This is a genomic window from Mesomycoplasma lagogenitalium (assembly GCF_029854295.1).
Lineage (GTDB): Bacteria > Bacillota_I > Bacilli_A > Mycoplasmatales > Metamycoplasmataceae > Mesomycoplasma_A > Mesomycoplasma_A lagogenitalium.
In genome coordinates, this window is the sequence record NZ_CP122979.1 from 692,186 (window position 1) to 709,923 (window position 17,738).

The window sequence follows — 17,738 nt, forward strand, 5'->3', positions numbered from 1 at the left end:
ACATACTAATGAATATAATTTTTACTTCTTTTCTTTTTAATAACTTTGTTAATTCAAATATAAGAACCTCAAATTAAATATCCAAATAATAAAATTCCTAAATAACTTGGCATTAATACAATATTTGAAAATTCTCATTGTTTGCCAATAATTGAAGGAATAAATGCCACCAATACTAAAAATCCCATTAATAGCATCGATAAATAGTAAATAACTTGTTCTCAAATTGGAACTTTAAATTCTTTATTTTTATATCCAATTGCTAAAATGCTAATAATTGTAAGAATATATTGCATATAAAAGACAACTATATAAGAATATAAAACAGCATTAAATTGATCTTTTACATTAAACAAAGAAGGAATGAATGTAAAAATTATCATTGAAATTATTGCGAAAATTGCAATAAAATAAAGTGCTCTTTTGTATTCTCCATTTTTTGCTTTTTTAGCAAGATATTTAGGTAAATATCCATCTTCTGCTAGTGGAGCAATTGTTCTTGCATAATAAATTAATGTTGTTAATTGTGAGGCTGATTGTTGAAATAATATTCCAATGGCAAATAAAATCAGTCCAGTTGTTCCAAATGCCAAATTAAAAATAACTCCAAAAGACGATGCAGTACTTGTATCTTTTAAAACATTAGCATCAATTCCTAAAAAAATTAAGTAAAAGATAAAATAAAATGTTAGTACTACAATAAAAATACTCATTAAAATCTTTTTAAATCTTTTTGTTTTTACTTCTGATGAAAGACCTGCTAGTCCTTCCGCTCCAGCAAATGCATAAACAAAAGATTGAATTGTAGCGATAATTGTAACAATCGATATTTCTGATGTTGGTTTAAGAATATTTTCACCAAATTTTAGTTGAGTGAAAGAAAATCAAATAACTAAAATAAATCCTAAACCAATAATAATTCACTTAAAGGCAGCGATTAATAAAATAACTCATTTTGATAATTTTATTCCCAGTGTTCCTATTAATATTAAAATTAAAAAGAAAATAACAGAGGAAATTTGATAAATTGACTGATGCTCTTTATCAAAAGCGCTAAATAATTCTGAAAAAAATAATGGTGCTGAGGCCGAAGAAAGTGGCAAAACAGCAAACTGATTTCATCCCTGTAAAAAAATAAACCATTTCTGCTTTGGAAATGCTTTTTTAGCATATGCATAACTTCCACCAACTTCTGTTGGATAATTTTGAGTTCCTCTAGCAAATACTAACATAATTGAAAAACCGATAAATGCAGTAATTGCAAAAATTAAAATTCCTCATAAACCTTTAGATACAATTCCTGCAATGGTAACTACAAAACCAAATCCAATTATATAATTAAGACCAAAAAGCCAAAATTGTTTTTCGCTTAATTTATTTTTCATAAAACCCTTTCTTATTTTAAAATATTATAACTTCTAGAAATTATATTTTTTTTATAAGAAAATTGATAAAAAAATTAATAACGATGAAAAAATTTCATTTTTTTGAAAAAAATCAATCGATTAATCTGTAGTAATAAAATTTCAATAAAAAAAGATTGCAGATTAACATTCTACAATCAATTTTTTATTAAAATTCATTTTTTATTTCTTTTGTTGTTTTAAAATGAATTTTTGCAACTTTTTCCAAATTTTCTAAACCGTAAATTTTAATAAATTCTTTAGCGGCTAATTTAACATCGCTTTTAGCTCCTAAAGGAAAGTTGAAATTTCATAATTCCTGTTGCTCTTTCATTTTTGTTAACAAATAATCGCGAGCCAAAATTGATGCACATGCAACTTCCAAATATTTATCTTCTGCATGAGTTTCTAAAATTAATGGTGCTTTAATATTAAAAACTTGCAATGATGAATTAACTAATTTTGTTATATATTTTGAAATTGATTTTATATTAGAAAATTGATCTAAAACAATTTCATTAATAATATTGTGTTTTTCTAAATAATTAATATTTTGCAAATGCAAAAGCATTTTAAGTTCATGAGCATTTAAATATTTATTAAGTTTATTATAATTTTGTTGTGATAAATAACTAATTTTATAAATACAATTGTTTTTTAATTTATCAGCAATGGATATTATATATTCATCAGAGAGCTTTTTAGAATCCTTGATATTTAAACTTTTAATAAAATTTAGATTTTCTTCGGGAATAAAAAGTGCACAAGCAACTATTGGGGTTAAATAATCACCAACTCCAGTTTCATCACAACCAACTCGATTATTCATTAGGTAATTTCTGCTTCTTTTCCATCTCTAGATTCTCTTATTTTTCTAGATTTTTCAATTTCTTTAAGTGGATTTTTTAAGAATTTTTTAATATAGAATCCAACTCCACCTTCTTTATTTGTCTTTTTAAGCACTACTGTTGCTAATTTTTTAACTCTTTGATCACTATTTCCCATAGCAACTGCAACATTAGCAACACGGAACATCGGAGCATCATTATAACCATCGCCAATACAAATTGTATGATCTGTTTCAACATGATAATATCTCATTAATAATGAAACAACCTTAGCTTTATTAACTCCTACTGTAGTAATATCAAAAACTGGAGTTAGTCCTTCACCTTTTGATCAAGAAGAAAATTCACCTAAATCTCCATATCTACGATCTAAATAAGTTTTTAATGCATAAACATCAGTTGTTGGCTTAACGTCAAAAACTATTCCAGTAGGTTTTAAAGGTAATCTATTTAAATTTAAACCTACAGTAAATTTGGGTGTATCGTTAAATCCAAAGACTTTTTCAAGTGCTTCATCCCGTTTTTTTAATTGTACCCATCCAGGCCCTTCAATGGCGATGTTAGAAATTTCTTTTTTAACCTTTTTATCACCTAAAATATATAACATTTCATTTAAATTTAAATAGTGAATTTGCGGAATAAAAAATTCATCACTAGGATTATGAATATGAGCACCATTGTAATTTCCTACAACAGTATTTAATTCTAATTTATCATAAATTGGTTTTGTACTTCTTCAAGGTCTACCTGTTACGATACAAACAACATGACCTAAACTTTTTGCTAATTTAATTGCATCAAGTGTATCTTGATGAATTTCTCCTGTAGCTGAATTAGATAAAACTGTTCCATCTAAATCCAAAACAAAAAGAAATTTTTTTTCTTTATTTTTCATATCATTTCCTTTCTATGACATACATACTAATAATATTGGAACCATCACAAAAACGACTAAAAAAGTCGAATCAAAGCGATCCATAATACCACCATGCTCACCTAAAATCCGTGAAAAATCTTTTATTTTTATATATCTTTTAATAATTGAAAATAAAAGATCTCCTAAATTGGAAGCGATTGGTAATAAAAAACTACTTATAAGTGAAAAAATTAATTTTCTTGAACTTGCAAGATCTTGAAAAATTGGATCAAAAAGTGGTGTTCAATAAAATATACAAAATACAAAAATAAATGTGAAGATAAAGGCTATAATTGCCCCTTCTCAAGTTTTTTTAGGAGAAATTTTAGGTGCTAATTTTGATTTAAAAATTTTATTTCCTAAAAACTTACCTCCAAAAAAACCGAATGTATCTGAAACTCCAGCAATAAAACCAATTGCTAAAATTGCATAAACACTATAAACATTAAATAAATACATATATTTGGAAAACAGCGGAATAAAAGAAGATGAGAAAAATACAATAAAATAATTTAAAAAATTTCTGTTATTCGCTTTATCTAATAAACTTACAAACATTAAAAACAAAAAGTAAACAACAATTAAAAATATTTCCTCATAAGACAATAAAATTGCTCTTTTAAATTCGCCAAGATTAAAATCTACATCATTTTTGATAATATTAACAATCAGAGGGACTTTATTTACATTTACAAAAAATGGTAAAAAATAAATAATAATAGAGAATATTAAAGAAAAATAAATTATTCAATTTTGAACTTTAACATTTTTTATAACTTCATATAAACCATATGTTCCTAACGCAACAAAAAAAATAAAACCTATTATTCTTCCTGGTAAATAACCATAATCAGTCGCAAAAAATATTGGAAATAAAATTGCAAAAATTAAAATAACTATAATTAATCTATTAAATACTTTATTTTTAGTAATATTTTTCATATTATACAGTCATTAAATCTTTTTCTTTTTCGTTTGCTATTTTGTTAATAATTTCAATTTTTTTATCAACTATTTTTTGAACTTCGTCTAAATATTTTTTTTCTTGATCTTCTGTTAAATCATCATCTTTTTTAATTTCTTTATTAACTTCTTGTCTAATTAATCTTATTCCAACTTTAGCTTCCTCAATTGATTTGGAAAGACCTTTAACTAATTCTTTTCTTCGATCTGTGGTTAAAGGTGGAAAAGTTAAACGAATTTGATGTCCTTCATTAACAACTTGAACTGACAAGTTGTGGGCAACAATTGTGGAATAAATATCTTTAACAGAACCTAAATCAAATGGCTTGATTAAAATTTGCTGTGCCTGGGGTACTGAAATTGATGAAAGTTGTTCAATTGGAGTTAAAGTTCCATAATAATCAACTTTTATATATGAAACCAATTGCGGATTTGCTCTTCCTGTTGAAATTTTGCTCAATTTTTTTTCAAATGTATCAATAACTTTTTCTGAACGTTCTTCTAAATCTAATAAATATAAATCTAATTCCATATTAATTTCTCACCTTTGTATGTTCGATTTCGCCTTTTACTGCTCTAATAATTGAATTTTCTTCATTAATATTAAACACAATTAATTCGATGTTATTATCTCTCGCCATTGAAAAGGATGTAGAATCCATAACTTTTAAATTTTTCTTCAAAACTTCTTCATAAGTTATTTCATCATATCTTTTTGCATTAGGATTAATTTTTGGATCTTCATCATAAACACCTGAAACATTGTTTTTACCAACAAAAATTACATTCGCCTTAATTTCTGATGCAAATAAAGTTGCTGCTGTATCAGTTGTAAAAAATGGTCTTCCTGTTCCTCCGACAAAAATAACAATTTCTTTTTTTGATAAATTTCTTTGAGCTTTTTCATTAATGTAATATTCAGAAACTCTTTTATCTAAATTCATTGAAGATAGAACTCTTACTGTTAATCCTTCTTGCTCAAAACCAGATTGCAGTGCAAGACCATTCATTACAGTAGCAAGCATCCCGATATAATCAGCTCTATTTCTTGAAATTCCGTTTTTTTCCGCTGATGTACCTCTTCAAAAATTTCCACCACCAACAACTATGGCGATTTCAATTCCCATTTTAATAACTTCTTTTAACTGTTTTGCTATTTTTTTTACGAGTTTATAGTCAATGGCTAAACTACTCTCTTTATTAGCTAAACTTTCACCAGAAAGTTTTAGCAAAATTCTTTTATATTCCATAAACCACCTTGTTATTTATTTAATATAAATATTTTATAACTTTTTTTAATAATTTATTATTTTTTTTGATAAAATTTCAAAAATTTATAAATTCTCAATAATTAAAGTTGTATTATTTATAATAATTAAGTAATTAAATTTAACTAAATAAAGGAAAAATAATGACAATAGAAATCTTTTTTAAATATTTTTTTGCAATCATTGCACTTTTATTTTCAATTTCATATGCAACTATTTACATAGTAAAAACTTATAAAGAAAAAAATCATAAAGTTGATTTAACAAACTATTTTATTTTATATTTTGCGCTGTTTTTTTGAACATTATATGGCACTTATTCTTATGAAAGAGAAATCATTATCACGATTTCTGGAATTTTACTTTTAATATTTTTAAGTATCATTATTTCTTTACTTTTGAAATATAAAAAATCAAGATGATTTAGTATATTTATTTTTTTAACAACAATTTTTATAATTACATTAATTGTGGTTTATGCCCTTTCATTTGCAAATAATTGAACCAGTTTTAATTGATTAGTAATTGTTTATGGTTTTTTAGCAATTAATATGACTTACATAATTTTTTGAAAAAAAATTTATAACTTAATTAAAGTTAAAAAAATTGAAAATATTTTATTTATTAATTTAATAATTCAATTTATTATTAATACTTTTTGAACTTTATATTGATTAATTTTATTTTCAATTTCTTTAAATTTATCTTTTGATTTTTTCTATATTTTAATAATCCAAATATTAACTATGATAATTTATATATCACTTTTAACTTATCGAATTTATAATTGAAAAAATAAAGGAAATTTGATTAAAAACAAAAATTAATTGATCTTTTTATTTTTGGCAATTGCAAAAGTTTTAACCGGATCGCTTTCTTTATCTTTAATTTTTTTTAAATCCGATGTTTTAATTAAAAGATTACTATTTTTTAAAGAATTAATTCTTTTAATTATCATTTCTTCTTTTGATACTTTTTTAAAATCATTTTCATTAATTAAATCCGTTTGCGAAAATGAAGGAACTAAATTATTGATTGATAAAATAATTGACTTAATTTCTTGTTCATATCACATTAAATTAAGCAAATAAATAGCATTATTATAAATGGTGTCAAAATCATTAAAATATTTACTTGTTTTAACTTTTTTAAAAGTCTTTTCTTTTTCTTTAAAAAAGCAAGTTAATTGAATTTCGTTGGAAAATAAATTTTTAATTTTCATACTAGATGATAAATTAATTGAAATTTCTTTTAAATATTTTAATAATTCATCTCTTTCTAAGTAAATACTATTTTCATCAAATGTTATTTGATGACTAATTGTTTTTGAATCCTCTTTTTTTCATTTAATTTTATTATCACCTTCTTTGGTTAAATTTTCAAGAATATCTACCCTTTTTTTACCTAATATTTTTTTTACAATTTCATTATTTTCTAGTGCAAATAAAAATTGCTTAATTGTAAAAATATTTAATTGTTTTAGCTTTTCAGCACTTTTAATTCCAACACCATAAAAATTGTCAATTGATTGGGGTAAAATTTTACTTTCAATATCTTTTCTATAAATTATTTGAACATTAAAAGGCTTTGCTAAATTTGTTGCCATTTTTGCTAAAAATTTATTATAGGAAACTCCTATACTTACTGGTAAATTTAAGCTAGTAAAAATTTGTTCTTTTATTTTTAATGCCATTTGATTTAGATCGTCATAATTTTTAGCATATTCACTAACGTCTAAAAAACATTCATCAATAGAAATTATTTCAATTTTATTAGTAATATTTTTTCTTAAAAAATCAAAAAATTTTTCTGATTCATTAACATATAAATTATAATGCGGTTCGATAATAATGATATCTGGATCAATTTTAATTATATCTTTAATTTTCCAAGGTACTTTAACTCCTTTTTCTTTTGCCTCATATGAAATAGAAACAGCAATTGCATTACTTTTTTTATAAGCAATTGCAATTGATTTATTTAATAAATTTTTATTATTTTTTCTTTCCGCTGATACAAAAAAAGAATCAATATCAATATGCATAATTATTTTTTTATTCATAAACCACTAAAAAACGCAAGATTAACTTGCGTTTTTTTTACTTTCTAATAATTTAATAACATCACTAATTGTTTTTAAATTTAATAATTCTTCATCGGAAATTGTGATATTTAATTCGGTTTCCGATTCTGTTATAATCTCTACTAAATCTAGTGAATCTATTCCGATTTCAAAAACATTGCTATTATCATCGAATTTTCTTTTAGTAAATTTTTTTAATTTTGAGTATACATATTCATTCATAACTATAATTATATAGTATCATTGATTTTTAGATGATAATTTTTATAAAGTTTTTGGTCTTTGTCAATTCAAATAAACTCTACAATAACACTTTGTTCGCTTTTATAAAGATAATTAAATTTTATATCACCATATGAAACTCCCAGTTTTTTAATAACATCAGAAATAAAAAAGCTAATCATTTTTTCAGAAATAACTGCTTTGTTATTTTTAATTTCAATTAAATCGTAATAATCTCTTGAGTTAATTTCGGGAAAAACATCTTTTTCAGAAAGTTTATAAAAATTATCTGTTGATTGATTAATTTCTTGATTTTCTACTAAATATTCTTTTTTATTAATTATTAAAACAACTGAAGTTATAATTCCTAAAATAAAAATGCCACCTAAAGAATAAAAAAATCATTTTTTGTGCTTTTTAAAATAGTTTTTAATTTTTTTAATAATCTTCCTCTTTTTTATAAAGTTGTTTTAATCCATCGAGAGATAAACTGTCATTAATAACGTATTTAAAATTTTTATTAGCGATTAAAAAATGCTCCATTTCACTTAATTCAGCCTGCGGATAAACTGCTATATAAAATTTAACTATTCCATTATCTTTATCCAAGAATTTAGTATCAATTTTTTGCTTATAAATTAAATTAATATCTTTATAATCTTGATTAATATCTAAATTAATTTTTGGACTGATAATTCCAGAAAAATTATAAGGAATTATATAACCTCTTTTCGATTTATCGCTAACACCTTTAACAGTTTGTTTTTTATCAAAATCATAATATGTTTCATCAATAATTTTAATTTCACCAATTACAGGTTTTTTATCAATAAATTCTTTTTCATTATTTTTAACAAAGGCTATTTTTAATTTTTCATTATTAAAAATAGGCAAATTTGAAACGCTTTTTGCTAAAATGTTTATGTCCCGTTCAACAATCTCTTCATCGTATATATCATTAAATGCTGTAATTTTAAAAAGAGATTCATTATGTTTTCCAGGGACTAATTTTTGCGAATAAAATGTTAAATTATTATAAAATAAAGCATCATATTCATTTTGAAAAACTTCATTAATTTTGTTAGCATAAGTTGAAACTCTAAAAGCTTTAACGGTTTTAAATTTTAATTTTGTATCCACAAAAAAATCTTTTTCAAAATATTTGTTTTTTTCAATTTTAATTTGCGAAAGAATTAAATGTTCATTTTTATCTAATTCACTTGAAATAATTGCCATATTTTCAATTGCACTAAAGGGGAATTTTTCAAATTTTTTTGAATAAAAATAAAATGTTTCATAACTTTCATTATTAATAGTCTTGGTTTCAAAAAACTCTATTGGTGTGTTATTAATTTGTAATTTCATCACTATATTTTTAGTAGTTTTTGAAAAATAAACAACTTTAATAAACATTGTATTATTTTTAATGTTTCGTTTAATTTCAATAAATTGAACTTCATTTGCATTTGCAAATTGACCTATATTTTTATTTTTAATAATATTAATGACTTCCGAAACTTGCAAATCATCGTTGTTAATAATTACTTGATTATCCATAAAAGTAAAATAAAAAATTATCAATTGCTGTAGTTACATATTTGTAATAAGTACTTTTTGATCAATGCTCTTGAAATCAATTTTTTGGACTATCTTCTAGAAACTCTTTTTTAATAACAAAGACATCAATCGGTTGTAAAAAACTCATAATTCTTTCAAAAGCAGAAAGTCCAGAATTAAGTTCTTTAGGAATTTTTATTTGTGTTTCATTTTTATGTTTTTGCAAATTTAATTCTAATTCTGATGAAAATTTAATCTTTTTATAGACACTAACAATCGATTCAACTAAATTGCGTTTTTCTTTAAATTTTAATTTTTGTATTTCCATTTAGTTCCTTTCGTTTTTTTATTTAATTATTTTTATAAATAGACATAAACAGGGACTTCTAATATTTTCAATAAAGAATTTTAATATTTTATAAATTTTTATAAATTTAATTTTATTTTTTTTAAATTGATTAGTGTTTACTATAATTATTTTAATTATTTGACTTTTCAATTTACTCATATAATTAAATGATAAATATTTTTTATAAATAGCGAAAAAATACGGAAAAATTTGGGAAAAATAGGCGATTTTTCCTAAAAAATAATATCTACATATACCAAGATTTTAGGAAAATAAAAAACTAGAATTTTTCTTTCTAGTAATTTATTTATTTTAAAATTTAATTTTTAAGTTTTAAATAATATTCATCTAATTGTTCAGTTGATACTTGCGAAGGAGAATCAGAAAGTAAGTTTATTCCTTTAGAATTTACCGGAAAAGGAATAACATCTCTAATTGATTCTGAATTTGTTAAAATCATAATTAAACGGTCAATTCCAAAAGCAATTCCCCCATGTGGTGGAACACCATATTCTAATGAATTTAGGAAAAAGCCAAATTGTTTTTCAGCTTCTGATTCTGACATTGAAATAGTTTTAAACATTTTTCTTTGAATGTCTGTATCGTGAATTCTAATTGAACCGCCTGCTATCTCAAATCCATTTAAAACTAAATCATATGCTTTAGCTTTAGCGTTTTTTGGATCGCTATCAAAAGTTTTTAAATATTGCTCTTGCACCATTGTAAAGGGATGGTGGGCAGCACTGTATCTTTTTTCATCTTCGTTATATTCAAACATTGGTCAATTAACTATTCATACAAATTCATAACTGTCACTTTTTGCAAATTTATAGATATTATTCAATTCTATTCTTAATGCTCCTAATGATTGACAAACATTTTCATATTGATCACTAACAATAAACAGTGTTCCGCTATTAAATTTGTGTTTTGAAATAAAATTGTTTATTTTTGAAAAATCTGCAATTTTAAATGAAGAATTTGATATTTGATTATTTTCAATTGTTAAATATAAAAGACGATTTGCTTTATTTTTTCTAATAATTTCATCAAACTGCTTAAATTGTTGCTTAGAAATTTTTTCATTTTCTAAAAATAACGTTTTAGTACATTGATTATTAAATAAAAATTCTAAATTATCATTTAACTCATTTGCATCAATTAATCTATTTTCATATCTTAAATCAGGTTTATCGCTTCCGTAATTATCAATTGCATAATCATAATCCATTTTTTTAAATGGAACATTTAAATTGATGTTTAATTTATTAAATAAATTTTGCATCATTTTTTCAACTAAAGTTTGAACATCATTTTCGTCAACGAATGACATTTCAATATCTAATTGAAAAAATTCATATTGGCGATCTTTTCTTAAATCTTCGTCACGAAAAACTTTGGCATATTGATAATACTTTTCAAATCCAGCAACCATTAAAATTTGTTTATATAGTTGCGGAGATTGTGGTAAGGCGAAAAATTTTCCCTCTTTTCTTGTGGGAACTAAAAAATCTCTAGCCCCTTCAGGAGTTGATTTGGATAAAATCGGAGTTTCAATATCTATAAAATCTTGTTCATTTAAAAAATCTCTTAAATATTTAACAACTTTATTTTTAAAAATAATATTATTTTTCAATTTATTTCTTCTTAAATCTAAAAAACGATATTTTAATCTTAAATCTTCAGAAACATTAATATTATCATTAATATCAAAAGGTAATTCTTTTGATCTTGATAAAATTTCTATTTTTAGTGCATTTATTTCTATTTGACCAGTTTCTAAATCAAGATTATAACTTTTTCTTTCTACAACTATCCCTTTAACTTTAATCACATATTCTTTAGCGAGGCTAACATTAATATTTGTTGGATTAAAAACAACTTGTGTAATTCCCCAACGATCTCTTAAATCAATGAAATATAAATCCTTAAATTTTCTAATATTATGAATTCAACCATATAATTCTACTTCTTTATTTACATCAACTAATCTTAGTTGATTATTGTTTATAGATTTCATATTTCCTCTTTCGTAAATTTTTCTAGTTCATTTATTTTTATTATTGCTTTGTTATTTGATTTAAGATTTTTTATAGTAATGGAATTTTCATCTTGGTTAATTTCTTTAAAAATAATAAATTCAGCTTTTAAATCTTCTGCTTTTTTAAATATTTTATTAATTTTAGTTATTTGCTTGTTAAATTCCACAACAAAATTTAATTCCCTTAATTTATCAACAATTGAAATTGATTGATAAATTTCACTTTCATTAAATGAAGCAACATAAAAGTCGACTTGTTTTTCGATTTTTATGTTATTTTTATATTCTAGTATTTCAACAATTCTTTCAATTCCCGCACCAAATCCAATTGCTGAAGTTTGTACATTTCCAAGTTCTGAAAATAAATTATTATACCTTCCGCCACCAATAATGGTACTTTTAGTTCCTAGAGCATCGGAATTGGAAACAAATTCAAAAACAATTTCATCATAATAATCAAGTCCTCTTACTAAATAATAATCAATTTCATAAGCGATTTTTTTATTATTTAATACATTTAATAAGTTATTGAAATTGTTTTTAGATTGTTCGTTTAAATAATTAAATAATTTAGGAGCATTTTTAATAAATTCTTTTTCTTGTTCCTCTTTATCATCTAAAATTCTTAATGGATTTTTTAATAATCTCTCTTGAGAAATGACTGATAATTGATCTTTATATTTTTGTAAATACTCAACTAAAGCATTTATGTATTTTTTTCGAGATTGTTGATCACCTAAGCAATTGATTTTTAATTTAAATTCTTTAATAGATAAGTTGTTTAAAAATTTAAGTGCTAGAGAAATAATTTCATAATCATTGATGTAATTTATATCACTTAAATATTCAACTCCAGCTTGATAAAATTGTCTATATCTTCCTTTTTGCGGTCTTTCGTATCTAAACATTGGACCAAAATAGAAAAATTTACTTTCATTTACAAATAATTTATTTTCAATAATAGCTCTAATTGCAGGAGCAGAACCTTCGGGTCTTAATGCTAATTGTCTTTCAGATTTATCTTTAAAAACATACATTTCTTTTTTAACTATATCCGACATTTCCCCTGATGTTCTTAAAAATAAGTCGCTATATTCAAAAATTGGGGTTTCAACATATTTAAAGTTTCATAATTTACAAATGTTAAAAAACTCGCTTCTTACTCTTTCAAAAAGTATTGCATTATTTCCGAAAATATCCCTAGTTCCCTTCGGTTTTATAAACATAATTACTCCTTAATTTAATGTTGGAAATCATTAATTCCGTGGAAAGTTTGTTCTTTAACTTTTTGTGTATTTCAATAACCGCTTCTAATTCTTTTTGATTTTCTTTTATTTCTAATATTTTCAATTAATAATCAAATAAATGGAGCGATAAATAATGAAGAATAACTGGTGAATATAAATCCAAAAATAATTGCAATTGCAAAATTTAGATTTATAGCACCATTAAATGAAATTAATATTAAAGTACTAATAATTAAAATAGCAGATATAAACAGTGATCTTTTAATTGAATCTCTAATAGTTTTATTAACTATGGATTTTAGTCTTTGAGCATCTTGAACTTCTTGATAAGGAAAATCTTTAATTGTTTCTCTTATTTTAGTAGAAATAATAGTACTATCACTGATTGAAAATCCAATTATTACTAGCATTGCTAAAATAAATGAATTAGAAATTTCAATTCTAAATATGATAAATAATAATAAGACAATTAAAACGTTATGTAATAATGAAATAATTATCGCTATTGCATATGTTCATTTTAATCTAATAAAAATATAAATAATTGCCACTAATAAAGAAATTAATAATGAAATAATTGTATTAATAACTAGTAAATTGCTTTCCTGTGCGGAAATATTGTAAGTTATAAAATTAATATTAGTAAATTGATTTTGAATATCATTTGATATTTTGTTAACAATATCTGAAATATTTTGATTTGTTACAACACTAACATTATAAATATCAAAATTATTACTTATTTTTTGTAAAACAATTTGATTATTATCGTTATTTATCCCCTGATTTTCTAAATATTCTTTTATTTTTAAAGCTTTTTCAAAGTTTATTAAATTGCCATTATTATCGGCGCTTTCAATTAATATGCTTGCTCCGCCACCAAATTGTACAGATAAATTAAATCCAGATAAAAAGTTTTTATTAATAGAGGCAAAAACAGTAAAGACAATAATTGCTACTATAAATATCGCCAAGGGAACATAATTACTAAATTTAGAAATTTTTATATAATCAGGTCTTTCCAATAATGGAGTATATCCTCTTTCAAATTTTTGTAAATATTTTTTTTGAATTCCAAGCAGTTGTTTTCTTTCATCAAAAATGCCAGTTTTTATTAATAATGTTGCCATTGCTCTTGTGAAAAAAAGCATAATTATAATTGTAAAAATTAAAGAAAATAATAAAGTAGATGCAAATATTTTAGTTTCTTTTTCACCTAAAAAGAATAATAAAACAGAAAATAAAATACCAACAACAGTGTAATCTAAAATAATTGGTAGTGAAAATTTATTTGACTTACTATTTGCTTTTAATAAATTAGAGCCATAATAAACTTCCTTTTTAAATCGTTCGAACATCGTTATATTTGAGTCGATTGCTAAACCAATTCCCAAAATTAATGCAGCAACAGTTGAAGGAGAATATTCTCCTCTAACTGTTGTGAATAATAATAAAGTTAAAAATATGTATAGGCTCATTGAAATGGTTGATAAAAATCCCAATAATCCATAATTAACCATTAAAAAAATTGAAATTAATGATAAAACAACTATACCTGCAATTAATAAATAATTAAAAGTTTGATTTCCTTGTTCAAAAGAAATAAAAGAAGAAGAAAGTAATTTTAAATGATAATCTTGGGCACCGTAATTAATATCTAGTGCTAATTGCTTAGCATCAGCTGATGAAAAATCATTTTGAATAATAAATGTTTCTCCAGTTAATGGTTGAAAAACCGGAAGAACAGAAATTAAATATTTTCGTGCATCAAATTGTTCTTGTTTTAAAATTGGTTGAGAAAATTTAATTTTTTGATTTGTTCCAATATTTTTTCTATTTGGATCTTCATTAACATAAACAAAATTGTATGGATTATATTTTGCATTTGCTCATTGAGAAGCAAAATCATTTTTAGCCATTGAAATTAAATCTTTTAAATTAGTTCAAATCAAAAGCGCTTTTTTATTTTGATCTTTTTTAGAAATATATTCAGTTGCTTTAGTTCATTCAACTTGTGCTTCGTTGTCTTTTAAAGCTACTGAAATTTGATTTCTGTTATTATGATCAATTTGAGCAAATGCACCACCCGGCTTAATTGGGATACTATATAAGTTTTCATTAAAATTTTGTAAATCATTATAATCAACATTTTGATCAGCAACAAATTTGCCATTTAAAAATAGTGGTTTACCATCCATATCAGTTGCTATTAAATATTGTTTTTTAGTTACTTGATTAACAAAATTAGAAAGTTGATCAACAGTATGAATTCCATTTTGAGAAATTTTTATTTTCCCATCACCTTGAATATTCACTTGTGTTCCACTTAATCCTGTTCCACCAGTTAAACGATCAAATGTTTCAGTATCTGCTTTTTCAATAATTTCCTTATTTAATTGGTCGTTATTAGTTTTTACTTCAACTAATAATTCTGCTCCGCCACCATATTCAATGGATTTGTTTGCATTTTTAGAAATATAATATTTAGAGCCTAAAGTAATAGTAACTAAGACAGAAGAAAAAGTGAAAAAAGCGATTAATCACCTTTTTCAATTTTTCATTGTAAAAATTTTTTTAAAAAAGTCTTTTATCATAATAATATTTATTATTATAAGACATTTTTTGTTTTTTTAATGTTTTTTATAGTAATTTATCAAATTGTTTTTAAATATTCGATACCAGAATCTGTTATTTTTCTTCCTCTGCTAGTTTTTTCTATTAAATTTAATTGTAAAAGTAAAGGTTCAATATTTGTTAAAATATTTTCCTTGCTTTCTTTTAAAATTCCCGAAATTACATCTAGCGAAACAGATTTTTTTCTAAATACTTGACCAACCATTTTTAAATAATCAATATGTAAATTATTTAACCCCTTCCGATGAATTCCGATATTTTTTAGTGTTTTGTCAATTAGTGTTCGATCAATAAATTCTTTTTTCTCATAGATGAAAAAATCCCTAATTCTTTTTAAAATATTATTTGCTATTCTCGGAGTTGAATTAGTAAATGTCGTTATATAGTCAATATCTTGATCATCTATTTTAATTTTTAATTTTTTCGATGAATTTTTAATAATAATTGCCATATCTTGTTTACTATAACTTTTTAACTTTGCTAAATAACCAAAACGATCTTTTAATGGTTGAGAAATTTTATCGATTTTAGTAGTTGCAGCAATTAATGTAAATTCTGGTAATTTCATTCTCATAATTTTACTTTCACCTTCAACTCCTATTTGAATATCTATTACATATTCTTCCATTGCGCTGTAAAGTAATTCTTCAACATTTTTATTTAGAGAATGAATTTCATCAATAAAAATTAAATCTCCTTTTTTAATCGAGCCGAAAATTGATAGAACATCTGATTTTTTCTCAATTAAAGATCCTTGAACAAATTTGATTTGTTCTTTCATTTCTAGAGAGATAATTTTTGCCAAAGTTGTTTTGCCTAATCCTGGCGCGCCATAAAATAAAATATGGTCTAAATTTTTATGTCTTTTTTTAGATGAATTTATTAAAACTTTTAAAGTGTTTACCAACTCTTTTTGTCCAATAAATTCATCAAAGTTTTTAGGTCTGATTTCTAAATTCTCTTGCATTTGAAATAATCCTAATTGCATTTTCAACTAAAATTTCAAAATTTTCATTTGGTTCTACAGAAGAAACAGCTAAATCAATTTGTTTTTTTTGAAAACCTAAAATTTTTAAAGTATCTTCCAATTCTGATGCTACTTTATAATCTAATTTTCCAGTAAATAAATTTGATTGAATTGAATTATTATCATCTTTATTTTCGTCATTGCCTTCGTCATTATTTTTTCTCATTGTCTCAATTATTCTCTGATATTTTTTTTGATATTCAAAGACAATCTGCTTAGCGGTTTTTTGAGATATGTAAGGAAATTTAGAAAGTTTTTCTCAATCTCCTTCCGATATTAATAACATTATTTTTTCTCAACTTTCGTTTAAAACTGAAATGGCTGTCTTCGGTCCAATTCCTGAAATGTTAACTAAATCTTCAAATAAGATTCTTTCACGGAAATTTTCAAATCCGTAAGTTGTTTTTTGATATTCGTTTTCTCATTTATAAATATAAATTTTACGATTTTCTCCTTTTATAAATCTTTCACTATTTGCAACATATATTAAATTGCCAATGAAATTACTTTCTAAAATAATGTAATTTTTATTTTTTGATACTATTTTTCCTATTTTATAAATTTCCATATTATTCTCCTATTATTTTTCATTTTCAAATTCATCAAGAAATATCGCATTAATAATGCTGGTATGTTCTTTAACATTAGCAATAACATTTGAAAAAAAGTCAGATGCTTTTCTTAAATCCTTAACTAATTTTGAAATGTGATCAAGTATTTCTTCTTTTTTTTGTTTATTATCAATTTTTTTCAACAAACTGAAGTATTTTTCAACAGCGCTTATAGCAAAGTCGAAAAAACTAATTTCTTCCATTTTTTTAACATTAAAGTTAAATTCATTTTTTTCTTTTTGAATTTTTTTATTACCATCAATGATGATCTTTTTTATTTCCATAATATCTCCTAAATATAAGTTTTCATTTTTTTATTTTTTTATCTAAATCTTTATTAGATTTATAAACACCTTTTAGATAATCTCTAAAAAGATCGTTTTCATAAATTGTATTTTTCTTTTTTTCTGAAAAAATATTTTTAATTTTTTTTCGCTGATTTTTAGAATTTTTTGTCTTATGAAAATTAGTAAATTTTTTTTCTTGTTTTTCCATTTTGTCCTCCACATATAATGTCAATTTTTAGTGATTTTTGCCAAAAAATGGAAAAATTTAGGAAAAACAGGCGA

At 23.3% G+C, this 17,738-nt stretch carries 19 protein-coding genes; 1 reads left to right on the forward strand and 18 read right to left on the reverse strand.

Annotation, left to right across the window (positions count from 1 at the left end; genetic code table 4):
• Positions 1-5 precede the first annotated feature (5 nt).
• From QEG99_RS02835 to pyrH, 6 genes are all read right to left on the reverse strand, one after another.
• Positions 6-1,385 (reverse strand): APC family permease, encoded by a 1,380-nt coding sequence (locus tag QEG99_RS02835; RefSeq protein ID WP_280101685.1) that lies wholly within the window; start codon positions 1,383-1,385, stop codon positions 6-8.
• A 187-nt stretch (positions 1,386-1,572) separates the two neighbouring features.
• Positions 1,573-2,232, reverse strand: coding sequence for a ribonuclease HIII (locus QEG99_RS02840; RefSeq protein WP_280101686.1), 660 nt, complete (start codon positions 2,230-2,232; stop codon positions 1,573-1,575).
• Complete coding sequence (locus tag QEG99_RS02845; protein ID WP_280101687.1) at positions 2,232-3,146, reverse strand: Cof-type HAD-IIB family hydrolase; 915 nt, start codon at positions 3,144-3,146, stop codon at positions 2,232-2,234. The genes QEG99_RS02840 and QEG99_RS02845 overlap by 1 nt, the downstream gene beginning before the upstream one ends.
• A gap of 12 nt (positions 3,147-3,158) precedes the next feature.
• Positions 3,159-4,109: a phosphatidate cytidylyltransferase gene (locus tag QEG99_RS02850; protein ID WP_280101688.1), complete on the reverse strand. Its 951-nt coding sequence runs from the start codon at positions 4,107-4,109 to the stop codon at positions 3,159-3,161.
• 1 nt (position 4,110) lies between these two features.
• Complete coding sequence (gene frr, locus QEG99_RS02855) at positions 4,111-4,662, reverse strand: ribosome recycling factor (RefSeq protein WP_280101689.1); 552 nt, start codon at positions 4,660-4,662, stop codon at positions 4,111-4,113.
• Between the two features lies 1 nt (position 4,663).
• On the reverse strand, positions 4,664-5,380 hold the full coding sequence (pyrH, locus tag QEG99_RS02860; RefSeq protein ID WP_280101690.1) for a UMP kinase: 717 nt from the start codon (positions 5,378-5,380) through the stop codon (positions 4,664-4,666).
• 161 nt (positions 5,381-5,541) lie between these two features.
• On the opposite strand from pyrH, the gene QEG99_RS02865 reads away from it, so the two are divergent.
• A complete protein-coding gene (locus tag QEG99_RS02865; RefSeq protein WP_280101691.1) occupies positions 5,542-6,225 on the forward strand; it encodes a hypothetical protein in 684 nt (227 codons plus the stop codon).
• Here QEG99_RS02865 and QEG99_RS02870 read toward each other — a convergent pair.
• From QEG99_RS02870 to QEG99_RS02925, 12 genes are all read right to left on the reverse strand, one after another.
• Positions 6,222-7,460: a Y-family DNA polymerase gene (locus tag QEG99_RS02870; protein ID WP_280101692.1), complete on the reverse strand. Its 1,239-nt coding sequence runs from the start codon at positions 7,458-7,460 to the stop codon at positions 6,222-6,224. The two genes, QEG99_RS02865 and QEG99_RS02870, sit on opposite strands and share 4 nt — an antisense overlap.
• Before the next feature lie 21 nt (positions 7,461-7,481).
• On the reverse strand, positions 7,482-7,703 hold the full coding sequence (locus tag QEG99_RS02875) for a phosphopantetheine-binding protein (protein ID WP_280101693.1): 222 nt from the start codon (positions 7,701-7,703) through the stop codon (positions 7,482-7,484).
• Positions 7,704-7,711: 8 nt separating this feature from the next.
• Positions 7,712-8,164: an MHO_1590 family protein gene (locus tag QEG99_RS04335; protein WP_416388968.1), complete on the reverse strand. Its 453-nt coding sequence runs from the start codon at positions 8,162-8,164 to the stop codon at positions 7,712-7,714.
• Positions 8,142-9,260 (reverse strand): MHO_1580 family protein, encoded by a 1,119-nt coding sequence (locus QEG99_RS02885; RefSeq protein WP_280101695.1) that lies wholly within the window; start codon positions 9,258-9,260, stop codon positions 8,142-8,144. The genes QEG99_RS04335 and QEG99_RS02885 overlap by 23 nt, the downstream gene beginning before the upstream one ends.
• Positions 9,253-9,588, reverse strand: a complete 336-nt coding sequence (locus QEG99_RS02890) for an MG284/MPN403 family protein (protein ID WP_280101696.1) — start codon at positions 9,586-9,588, stop codon at positions 9,253-9,255. The genes QEG99_RS02885 and QEG99_RS02890 overlap by 8 nt, the downstream gene beginning before the upstream one ends.
• Positions 9,589-9,928: 340 nt before the next feature.
• The gene (gene aspS, locus QEG99_RS02895) at positions 9,929-11,629 is read right to left on the reverse strand and encodes an aspartate--tRNA ligase (protein WP_280101697.1); all 1,701 of its coding nucleotides are present in this window, start codon (positions 11,627-11,629) and stop codon (positions 9,929-9,931) included.
• Entirely contained in the window at positions 11,617-12,876 is a 1,260-nt protein-coding gene (hisS, locus tag QEG99_RS02900) for a histidine--tRNA ligase (RefSeq protein ID WP_280101698.1), read from the reverse strand. The genes aspS and hisS overlap by 13 nt, the downstream gene beginning before the upstream one ends.
• Positions 12,877-12,890: 14 nt before the next feature.
• Positions 12,891-15,458 carry a protein translocase subunit SecDF gene (gene secDF / locus QEG99_RS02905; RefSeq protein ID WP_280101699.1) on the reverse strand — a complete coding sequence of 856 codons (2,568 nt, stop codon included), beginning with the start codon at positions 15,456-15,458 and terminating at the stop codon, positions 12,891-12,893.
• Positions 15,459-15,547: 89 nt separating this feature from the next.
• Positions 15,548-16,498, reverse strand: coding sequence for a Holliday junction branch migration DNA helicase RuvB (gene ruvB, locus QEG99_RS02910; RefSeq protein ID WP_280102364.1), 951 nt, complete (start codon positions 16,496-16,498; stop codon positions 15,548-15,550).
• Positions 16,470-17,126 (reverse strand): Holliday junction branch migration protein RuvA, encoded by a 657-nt coding sequence (gene ruvA / locus QEG99_RS02915; RefSeq protein ID WP_280101700.1) that lies wholly within the window; start codon positions 17,124-17,126, stop codon positions 16,470-16,472. Before ruvA ends, ruvB begins: the two co-directional genes overlap by 29 nt.
• A gap of 12 nt (positions 17,127-17,138) precedes the next feature.
• Positions 17,139-17,453: a hypothetical protein gene (locus QEG99_RS02920; protein ID WP_280101701.1), complete on the reverse strand. Its 315-nt coding sequence runs from the start codon at positions 17,451-17,453 to the stop codon at positions 17,139-17,141.
• The gene (locus tag QEG99_RS02925) at positions 17,422-17,664 is read right to left on the reverse strand and encodes a hypothetical protein (RefSeq protein ID WP_280101702.1); all 243 of its coding nucleotides are present in this window, start codon (positions 17,662-17,664) and stop codon (positions 17,422-17,424) included. Before QEG99_RS02925 ends, QEG99_RS02920 begins: the two co-directional genes overlap by 32 nt.
• Positions 17,665-17,738: the final 74 nt, after the last annotated feature.